8 protein-coding genes, 3 tRNA genes and 1 pseudogene are annotated in these 10,034 nt (G+C 39.0%); 2 read left to right on the forward strand and 10 right to left on the reverse strand.

Features of this window, described 5'->3' with window-relative positions; all coding sequences use genetic code 11:
- Positions 1–9 precede the first annotated feature (9 nt).
- The 8 genes from nuoG to ACFIKR_RS06495 form a co-directional block, all read right to left on the reverse strand.
- Positions 10–2,079 (reverse strand): NADH-quinone oxidoreductase subunit NuoG, encoded by a 2,070-nt coding sequence (gene nuoG, locus ACFIKR_RS06460; protein ID WP_375659285.1) that lies wholly within the window; start codon positions 2,077–2,079, stop codon positions 10–12.
- A 63-nt stretch (positions 2,080–2,142) separates the two neighbouring features.
- Positions 2,143–3,450: an NADH-quinone oxidoreductase subunit NuoF gene (gene nuoF, locus ACFIKR_RS06465; protein WP_375659286.1), complete on the reverse strand. Its 1,308-nt coding sequence runs from the start codon at positions 3,448–3,450 to the stop codon at positions 2,143–2,145.
- 165 nt (positions 3,451–3,615) lie between these two features.
- Positions 3,616–4,269 (reverse strand): NADH-quinone oxidoreductase subunit NuoE, encoded by a 654-nt coding sequence (gene nuoE, locus ACFIKR_RS06470; protein WP_375659287.1) that lies wholly within the window; start codon positions 4,267–4,269, stop codon positions 3,616–3,618.
- The gene (locus ACFIKR_RS06475; protein WP_375659288.1) at positions 4,269–5,459 is read right to left on the reverse strand and encodes an NADH-quinone oxidoreductase subunit D; all 1,191 of its coding nucleotides are present in this window, start codon (positions 5,457–5,459) and stop codon (positions 4,269–4,271) included. The genes nuoE and ACFIKR_RS06475 overlap by 1 nt, the downstream gene beginning before the upstream one ends.
- Positions 5,460–5,580: 121 nt before the next feature.
- Positions 5,581–6,189: an NADH-quinone oxidoreductase subunit C gene (locus ACFIKR_RS06480; protein WP_375659291.1), complete on the reverse strand. Its 609-nt coding sequence runs from the start codon at positions 6,187–6,189 to the stop codon at positions 5,581–5,583.
- A gap of 17 nt (positions 6,190–6,206) precedes the next feature.
- The gene (locus ACFIKR_RS06485; protein ID WP_039758600.1) at positions 6,207–6,788 is read right to left on the reverse strand and encodes an NADH-quinone oxidoreductase subunit B family protein; all 582 of its coding nucleotides are present in this window, start codon (positions 6,786–6,788) and stop codon (positions 6,207–6,209) included.
- Complete coding sequence (locus ACFIKR_RS06490; RefSeq protein ID WP_005773599.1) at positions 6,779–7,144, reverse strand: NADH-quinone oxidoreductase subunit A; 366 nt, start codon at positions 7,142–7,144, stop codon at positions 6,779–6,781. The genes ACFIKR_RS06485 and ACFIKR_RS06490 overlap by 10 nt, the downstream gene beginning before the upstream one ends.
- 299 nt (positions 7,145–7,443) lie before the next feature.
- Positions 7,444–7,520 (reverse strand) — tRNA-Asp (locus tag ACFIKR_RS06495).
- 172 nt (positions 7,521–7,692) lie between these two features.
- Here ACFIKR_RS06495 and ACFIKR_RS06500 point away from each other — a divergent pair.
- A tRNA-Val gene (locus ACFIKR_RS06500) sits at positions 7,693–7,768 on the forward strand.
- A gap of 907 nt (positions 7,769–8,675) precedes the next feature.
- Positions 8,676–8,765, forward strand: a tRNA-Ser gene (locus ACFIKR_RS06505).
- 158 nt (positions 8,766–8,923) lie between these two features.
- Here the strand turns inward: ACFIKR_RS06505 and ACFIKR_RS06510 are convergent.
- A complete protein-coding gene (locus ACFIKR_RS06510; protein ID WP_375653176.1) occupies positions 8,924–9,742 on the reverse strand; it encodes a DNA adenine methylase in 819 nt (272 codons plus the stop codon).
- Between the two features lie 142 nt (positions 9,743–9,884).
- Positions 9,885–10,034 (reverse strand): annotated as a pseudogene (locus tag ACFIKR_RS06515) (late control protein); the annotation flags it as partial.

A 10,034-nucleotide genomic window follows, 5' to 3' on the forward strand; every position in this document is an offset into this window, starting at 1 on the left:
TCCTTTGCCTTACTTTACAGTTTGCATGGCACGGTTTTTTGCAAGAGATGAACATTCAGCCATAACAGCAGAAGCACGTGCTATCGGATTTGTTAAATAAAAGTCTTTAACCATAGAAGTAAATGTTTGACTCTCTAGAGAAACCATTTTTGAACCAAGCGCCTTAAGACCACTTATATCAGAAGGTACTATATCATCAACAGCACAAAGGTGTGGATAATCATTAAACAAGCATTGTCTTAATTGAGAAAGAGAATCAAAAGGGAGTTTTTGTCCTAAAATATCCGATAAAGCACGCAAAATAGCCCAATCTTCTTTTGCTTCACCTGGAGCAAAACCAGCCCGATTTGTCATTTGAACACGTCCTTCTGTATTCACATAAAGCCCTGATTTTTCAGTGTAAGCAGATGCAGGCAAAATAACATCAGCAGCATGTGCACCATTATCACCATGGCTACCAATATAAACTGTAAAAGCTTTTGTATTGGCTAATTCTACTTCATCAGCACCAAGTAAAAATAAAACTTCACAGGTTTTAAGAATATTTGCAACCCCAAGCTTAGAAGTAAAGCCTATGTCCAATCCTCCAACAATCGATGCTGCATTATGAAGAACCCCAAACCCATTCCATTCTTCACTAAGAGCACCAATATTGTCAGCTAATTTAGCAAGACTTTTTAAAACAGATAAACCTTCATTTCCTGAAACAGCTCCCTCTCCGATAAGAATAAGGGGCCTCTTCGCTTCTTTTAAGACATTAAAAAAAATATCCTCTCCACGAATAAGTGTCGTTAATGTATCACTCCCAGATCCAAGATAAGAATAAGGATAACGTAAATCGACTTTCTCTCCAATTAATGCAATAGGAAAATTTCCCATCCGTTGGCGCTTTAAAATACGCGCATTTAAAACAGCCGCTTCATGACGTGGATTAGATCCCACAATAAGCAGTGCATCAGCCTGTTCAATACCTGCAATTGTAGGATTAAAAATATAACTCGAACGCCCAAACTCAGGCGATAAAGCCCCCCCTCTTTGGCGACAATCAAAAAGCGTTGAGCCCAATGAAAGAAGCAATGTTTTAAGTGCGTACATTTCCTCAACAGACGCAAGATCTCCAGCAATGGCTCCAATTTTTTCTGGAAAAATTTTAGAGATCACCATTTTAATTTTTGCAAAAGCTTCTGTCCAACTGACAGGCTGAAGTTTTCCATCTTTGCGTACATATGGCCTATCAAGCCGCTGAGTGCGCAATCCATCCCAAATAAAACGCGTTTTATCAGAGATCCATTCCTCATTTACATCTTCATTCGTACGCGGCATAATCCGCATAACTTCACGGCCACGACTATCAATACGGATCGCACTACCAAGCGCATCCATCACATCAATCGATTCCGTTTTTACCAATTCCCACGGACGAGCATGAAACGCATAAGGTTTTGAAGTTAAAGCTCCCACCGGACAAAGATCAATAACATTTCCCTGTAATTCAGATGTCATAGCTTTTTCAAGATACGTCGTAATTTCAGCATCTTCACCACGACCGATCAAACCAAGCTCAGAAATACCTGCAACTTCCGTTGTAAAACGAACACACCGTGTACAATGAATACACCGTGTCATGACAGTTTTGACAAGAGGTCCAATATATTTATCTTCTACAGCACGCTTATTTTCTGTATAACGAGAACAATCTCGTCCATAAAGCATTGCTTGATCTTGAAGATCGCATTCTCCCCCTTGATCACACACTGGACAATCCAAAGGATGATTAATGAGAAGAAATTCCATAACACCTTCACGTGCTTTTTTTACCATCGCCGTATTGGTAAAAATCTCAGGTGCTTCACCGTTAGGCCCTAATCGTAAATCACGAACCCCCATAGCACAAGAAGCCTGAGGTTTTGGAGGACCACCCTTAACCTCAACCAAACACATACGACAATTTCCAGCAATTGACAAAGATTCATGAAAACAAAAACGTGGAATTTCTGCCCCAGCCGCCTCAGCAGCCTGAAGCAACGTGTAGTAATCAGGAACTTCAATCTCTTTGCCATCAACTTTGATATTTATCATCACCCATCCAACCTGCGGATAACCCACTTAAAATTTGCATTCGGCTGCTCTTTAAAAAATCTTCTATCCTACTGCTTCTAAAGCAATGTTTTTGCTTTGGACTACATTTCGCGTGTACTCATCAATTCTACGCTCGATTTCCGGACGAAAATTACGTATCAACCCCTGTACAGGCCATGCGGCAGCATCACCAAGCGCACAAATAGTGTGTCCTTCAACCTGTTTAGACACTTCAAACAAAAGATCAATCTCGCGTTTTTGTGCTCTTCCCTCAACCATACGCCCTAAAAGACGCATCATCCAACCCGTCCCCTCACGACACGGAGTACACTGACCACAACTCTCGTGCTTGAAAAAAGCAGCTATACGCCAAATTGCCTTGATAATATCGGTTGATTTATCCATAACAATCATTCCCCCCGTGCCAAAAGAAGACCCGACATCTCGCATCCCATCAAAATCCATGATCGCATCGATCATATCCTCACCACGGACGACTGGACAAGAAGCCCCCCCTGGAATAACTGCTAAAAGATTATTCCACCCACCACGAACACCACCCGTATGTTTTTCAATTAATTCACGGAATGAAACACCAAGAGCGTCTTCAAATGTACAAGGTGCATTAACATGCCCTGAAACCATAAACAATTTCGTTCCAACATTATTTGCTCGTCCGATTGACGAAAACCACGAAGCACCCCGCCGCAAAATCGTTGGAACAACAGCAATGGACTCTACATTATTTACTGTTGTTGGACAGCCATAAATCCCCATATTGGCAGGAAATGGTGGTTTAAGCCGAGGTTGTCCCTTTTTTCCCTCAAGACTTTCAAGAAGAGCTGTTTCTTCACCACAAATATAAGCGCCAGCTCCATGATGAATAATAATATCACAAGCATGCCCATATTTCGTTTTTTTGCCAAGTAAACCTGCATCATAGCATTCATCAACGGCAGCTTGTAGCGCTTCACGTTCACGAATATATTCACCACGAATATAAATAAAAGCAACATTGGCTCCCATAGCAAAAGTAGCGATTGCACACCCTTCAATCAAAGTATGGGGGTCATGACGTAAAATATCACGGTCTTTACAAGTTCCAGGTTCAGATTCATCAGCATTGACAACCAAATAATGAGGACGACCATCATTCTGCTTTGGCATAAAGGACCACTTCATTCCGGTAGGAAAACCAGCACCACCACGACCACGTAAACCCGATGCCTTCACCTCATCAATGATCCAATCACGACCTTTGTCAATCATCTCTTTCAGACCATTCCAATGCCCACGCAACATCGCAGCCTTTAATGATTTGTCTTTTAAACCATACAGATTGGTGAAGATACGATCTTTATCAGTTAGCATACCCCACCTTTTTTTCTATTACCCATAGCATTTTTCGCTTTTCCTCAAATGCAATTTTTAAATATCTTTTCAAGACTTCTTACTTTTCATTAAATGTTGTCATCATGGGTAGAATAATAAAATATTTTTTCAAGAAAAATACTTAATTATGTTCCCACTCTTTCCTTATCCTTTTTTGGTGAAGACTTGAGAGATCTTTTTTTCTTTCTCATCATCAATAAGAGAAGTTAAACCACTAATCGGTTCCGACGACTTACGGCTACTTTGCGGACCAACCGCTATCTCAGAACCTTTCCCAGCTTCAAATGCATCAATAATTTCTTCAAGACGCTCAGCTGCAAGATCTTCATAAGTATCTTTAAAAATCATAACCATCGGAGCATTCACACAAGCACCAAGACATTCTACCTCTTCCCATGATAAGGTTCCATCCTGATTGGTAACAAAAGGTTCATGATGAATTTTTTTCTGACAAACTTTAATCAATTCACCAGATCCACGTAACATACAAGGAGTCGTACCACAAACTTGAATATGCGCTTTTGTTCCAACAGGCTTAAGCTGAAACTGAGTGTAAAAAGTTGCAACTTCCAAAACACGAATATAAGCCATGGAAAGAATCTGAGCAATATGCTCAATCGCGGCACGTGTTACCCAACCATCTTGCTCTTGAGCACGCATTAATAATGGAATTACAGCAGACTGCTCACGCCCTACAGGATATTTTTCTATAGTATTTTTTACCCATATCTGATTTTCTTTTGTAAAAGAAAACTCAGCGGGCTGATAAACATCATCTGCAAGACGGCGTACGGACATTAGCGATCAACCTCCCCAAAAACAATATCAATCGAACCCAAAATAGCTGTAGCATCCGCCAGCATATGACCTCTGGTTAAAAAATCCATAGCTTGGAGATGCGCAAACCCAGGAGCACGCAACTTTACACGATAAGGCTTATTGGTTCCATCAGAAACAAGATAAATACCAAACTCCCCCTTCGGAGCTTCCACAGCAACATATACTTCTCCAGGAGGCGTATGAAAACCTTCCGTATAAAGCTTGAAATGATGAATAAGCGCTTCCATTGAACTTTTCATTTCAGACCGCTTTGGAGGCACAATCTTGCGATCCAAACTCGAAACTGGTCCATTTTTTTCAGTACTCAGCAAACGCTCCACACATTGGCGCATAATTTTTGCTGATTGACGCATTTCTTCCATACGAATTAGATAACGATCATAGCAATCACTATTTTTACCTACAGGAATATCAAATTCCATTTCATCGTAACATTCATAAGGCTGACTTTTACGCAAATCCCATGGAACACCAGCTCCACGAATCATAACCCCAGAAAAACCACGTGCCCAAGCTTCATCAATACTTACCACACCAATATCCACATTACGCTGCTTAAAAATCCGATTTGGCGTTACAAGCGCATCAAGTTTACCAAGAGCAACAAGAAAAGGATCAATAAAATCACCAATATCTTCAACTAAAGATTCTGGTAAATCTTGATGCACTCCACCAGGGCGAAAATAATTTGCATGAAGACGTGCGCCACAGGCACGCTCATAAAAAATCATCAATCTTTCACGCTGCTCAAACCCCCAAAGCGGTGGTGTTAAAGCACCAACATCCATTGCTTGTGTTGTTACATTAAGCAAATGATTAAGAATACGCCCAATTTCAGAAAATAAAACACGTATTAATTGCCCTCTTTTAGGAACTTTAATATCCAACAACTTTTCAATAGCCAGAACAAAAGCATGTTCCTGATTCATAGGAGCAACATAATCCAAACGATCTAGATAAGGACCCGCTTGAAGATAAGTTTTTGTTTCCATTAATTTTTCGGTACCGCGATGCAATAACCCAATATGTGGATCTACACGCTCAACAACTTCACCGTCCAACTCCAAAACCATGCGCAAAACCCCATGCGCGGCAGGATGCTGCGGACCAAAATTGATATTAAAGTTTCGAACATTGACCTCAGCCACAATCAACCCCTTGCTTTTTAAAAAACTTCATATCAAATATCAAAAAAATCTATCATACTAAAAAATATTTAATTATTTAAGAAATACAGTACTCTAATATAACGCCTTATCAAAACCAATATCATTTTTTTTCATCCGCTTTTCCATTATATGGCAAAGTATACTGTCCTCCTTCCCAAGGAGAAAGAAAATCAAAATTACGCATCTCTTGACGCAAAACAACAGGCTCATAAATCACCCTCTTTGCTTCATTATCATAACGACATTCAACAAATCCTGTCACAGGAAAGTCTTTTCGTAAAGGATATCCTTCAAATCCATAATCTGTTAGAATCCGTCTCAAATCTGGATGTCCTGAAAATAAAATCCCATACATATCATACGTTTCACGTTCATACCACTCTGCGCCAGGATAAACCGTACAAGCTGAAGCAACAGGAGTATTTTCATCCGTACGAACTTTTACACGTAAGCGTAAATTCTCACGAGGAGATAACAATTGGTAAGAAACATCAAAGCGCTTATCGCGAGAAGGATAATCCACACCACTAATGTCTGTGAGATTAATAAATTGACAGCGCGAATCATCACGAACAAACATTAAGACATCGATAATTGCATCAAGACGTGCCACAATGGTCAATTCACCAAAAGCAATAACAGTTTCTTCAAGCTTATTTTTTAACTTGTTTTCCAAATAAGCAGCAAGTTCAACCAAAGTTTCATCCATCATGACAAGAAAACTCTCTATCGCTCTATGGATCCGGTACGACGGATTTTTTTCTGTAGCAACAATATGCCGTATAATAATGCCTCTGCTGTAGGTGGACACCCTGGAACATATATGTCGACAGGAACGATACGATCACATCCACGCACCACTGAATAGGAATAATGATAATACCCCCCACCGTTTGCACATGATCCCATAGAAATCACGTAACGTGGCTCTGGCATCTGATCGTACACTTTTCTTAAAGCAGGAGCCATCTTATTTGTTAGAGTACCTGCTACCACCATCACATCTGACTGACGGGGTGAAGCTCGTGGTGCATATCCAAAACGCTCATTATCATAATGAGGCATTGAGCATTGCATCATTTCGATAGCACAACAAGCCAAACCAAAACTCATCCACATTAAAGAACCGGTACGTGCCCAAGTAATCAAAGCATCTGCCGAAGTAACTAAAAACCCCTTATCTGATAATTCAGCATTAATATCACGAAAAAACTTATCGTCAGATCCTATAAGCTCACCAGTATTGGGATCAATGATTCCTTTTGGTTTTGGAGCCGTAATCGTTGAATTATTAGATCTTAATTCCATTCAAGGGCTCCTTTTTTCCATTCATATATAAACCCAATAGTCAAAATCGCTAAAAACACAATCATCGACCAAAAGCCAAACATACCTATTGATTCGAATGAAACAGCCCAAGGAAAAAGAAAAGCAACTTCAAGATCAAAAATAATAAATAAAATTGATACCAAATAGAAACGAATATCAAACTTCATGCGTGCATCACTAAATGAATTAAACCCACATTCATAAGCCGATAACTTTTCAGGATCGGGGGAACGATATGCTACAATGTAAGGTGTAATCAACAAAACTCCAGCAATAACCGCTGACACAATAATAAAAATCAAGACCGGTAAATAAGAGCTCAATAAATAAGCCATAACCCTCTTCCATCGTAACAAAATGCCTAAGTTTAACACAATGACTTAATATTGCGAGACCAACCAGACAAATTTAATAATCGCTCTACTAACTTTATTTATACTGCTTCAAAGGCATATAGAGCGATACTTTTCTTATCGGCATAGGTAACGCAGAGCAAAGAAAGACGCAAGCCCTATTCTTATCAACCATATAAAAAGGAAGAAAAAACATATTTATCCCCCAATCAAATACTCCACCACCTCACTCAATAGCATATGGATATTTTAAAAAGGAAATTCCACAAGGAAGCATGAAATGGCGCGAGTGACGGGGCTCGAACCCGCGACCTCCGGCGTGACAGGCCAGCACTCTAACCAACTGAGCTACACCCGCGCATTTTTTCGAACCAATTTAATTTGGTACAAGCGGTCGTGTAAGGGGTTCATGCGTATATGTCAAGAAGGATTATGCATTTTTTAAAAAAATTATCAAATACCATCTTTATTCTTGCGTTTAAAAAAATTTTTCCTTAAAGAGTTCTCATTCAATTGCTAATCATTGCATTGGGCGATTAGCTCAGCTGGTAGAGCGCCTCGTTTACACCGAGGATGTCGGGAGTTCGAGTCTCTCATCGCCCACCATTTTATTTTGTAAATAAATTTTTTATTTTACACATACTTATGAAGGAGTTGGCTTTTAAAATTTTGTCTGTTAAAGTTTGTACTTTCTGCCTCTGCATAATTTAGCGTTTTAGTTCTATTCGTGAAAAACTATGCAATACTTTAACAAACTATCTATTGATCTAGGCGTATTGCTCAAGAATCTTTTCTTCCATTCCAATTAACTTTTTGCTTATCCCACAGAAAAAGCATTATAAATATACCTAATTTCCAATCATATCTGGAAGAGGTTTTAAACTGTCAATGTAAATCTTACATAAAATTTTATCCAAATAGTGCAAACCAGCCATTCCCTCCAATACACCCTTTAGACGCACTGAATATCTGAATATTTTTATTTAAAAAATTAAAAACTTTTAAAGAGCTTTCTTATCCAATTATACTTATTTAAACTCAATAAAAACTTTCCTTGAATATATTATGTCATCCTTACAAATTTATCTCTCATAAACTGTCAGAATAATAACATTTTTTTTCGCAGATATGAACGGTCTGAATAAAATAAATATCTGGAAAGGTAAAATAATTCAAAAATACACACCCGCAAAGAATTTAATATAATTTATCAAATATTTTCAACTGAACATTTCTTATTATTACGAATATCGGTCGTTAAAACTTAAAAAATATTGCTTTGTGAAAATTTTTTAAATAGAAAAAAGAAATGATAAATATCATATTTACCTTTCATTTTTTCAGAAAAAACTATCATGTTTAAAAATAAAACTCTTAGATAACACACTCAAAGAATTGACTTATGAAGAATTATTTTAATTAAAACTTAAATAGTTTTACAAAGAACACTTTAAAATGCGTATTAAAATGATTGACCTTTTGCAAGAAATTTGTCAAAAAGCATATCCAGTTTGGAGGGGTGGCCGAGCGGTTTAAGGCACCGGTCTTGAAAACCGGCGTGCAGGAGACTGTACCGTGGGTTCGAATCCCACCCCCTCCGCCACAGCACTTTTGTAGCTTGCCAGCGGGTTTTGTATATTTTGACACTAGGTTTTGTACCAATTTATTTTTTTCAAAAGATTTTTAAGGGGTTCTCAAAGGGTCTTCAAAGGTCTTTCAAAGGTTATTTAAAGACCCTTTAATGCATCTTTTCTCTTCATCCTAAAGGTCGCAATTTGAGATGATGAGCTCTCGAGCAGCAGTCGGATTATTTGAACCACATGTATAAGATGTATTCACCTCTTTTATCTTAAATTGGTTAAAGGTTTTTCGGATCTCAGGCACATCATTGAGAGACAGAAGAAATTTTCCCTTTAATTGCGCAAGCAGTGTGGACATCGTCTGGTAATCCTCCCGCTTAAACAAATCCTTTCCATAATAATCCTCAACACCAAAATAAGGTGGATCAAGGTAAAACAAAGTGGTCGGCCGGTCATAGCGCCTGATAAACTCAGACCAGTCTAAATGTTCAATGGTCACACCCGCTAAGCGGCGGTATATAAGCTTTAATAAGCCTTCAAGTTTGAAACTGTTAAACCGTGCACCACGGTTAGGATCAACGCCAAATGTTCGTTTAGCCACCTGCCCAGCAAAACTCAACCGCTGGAGATATAAAAACCGCAAAGCCCGCTCTAAATCTGTAAGGGTCTTTGGATCTTGTAGAGCGAAACGCTGAAACGTCTCACGACTGCTTATCTGGAACTCCAACAGATCCATAAAAGGGTGATAATGGCGTTGCAACACCCGAAAAAAATTCACCACATCACCTGAGCGGTCATTGATGACTTCATATAAGGGAATCAATTTCCTCCTGAAGAATATTCCCCCCATTCCAACAAAAGGCTCAGCATAAGTGCGATGGGGAATGCCTTCAATGATTTTGATAATGGTCTTCGCCAACTTGATTTTGCCACCAACATAAGCAGCAGCTGGTTCCGTAGGATCAACAGATTTTAATGTTTCTTTACAAAGTGTATCCATAATTTTTTAACACTCTTTCATCTATATTAGCCATCTTCTCATTGCTTTAAGTGATAAGAAGTGGCTGCGATGTTAAGTTATGTTGCATCGGACGGGTGTGTTCGCAAAACTATCCCCGTTGGCTGGGCAACCAGCCCAGCCTCTATTCTTCGCTGTTTTCTTTTCCCTTGTTTGGTGCTTCGAGTGTAATTTCTGTGGTGTATCCGCTTTGTTTCTCATAGCAGTGGGTGACAGTGGAAGCTTTCCATGGTCCATTGATTTGCCCACGAAACCCTTGCAACACTAGAGGTTG

Source organism: Bartonella sp. MR30HLJHH (assembly GCF_042194195.1).
GTDB lineage: Bacteria > Pseudomonadota > Alphaproteobacteria > Rhizobiales > Rhizobiaceae > Bartonella > Bartonella grahamii.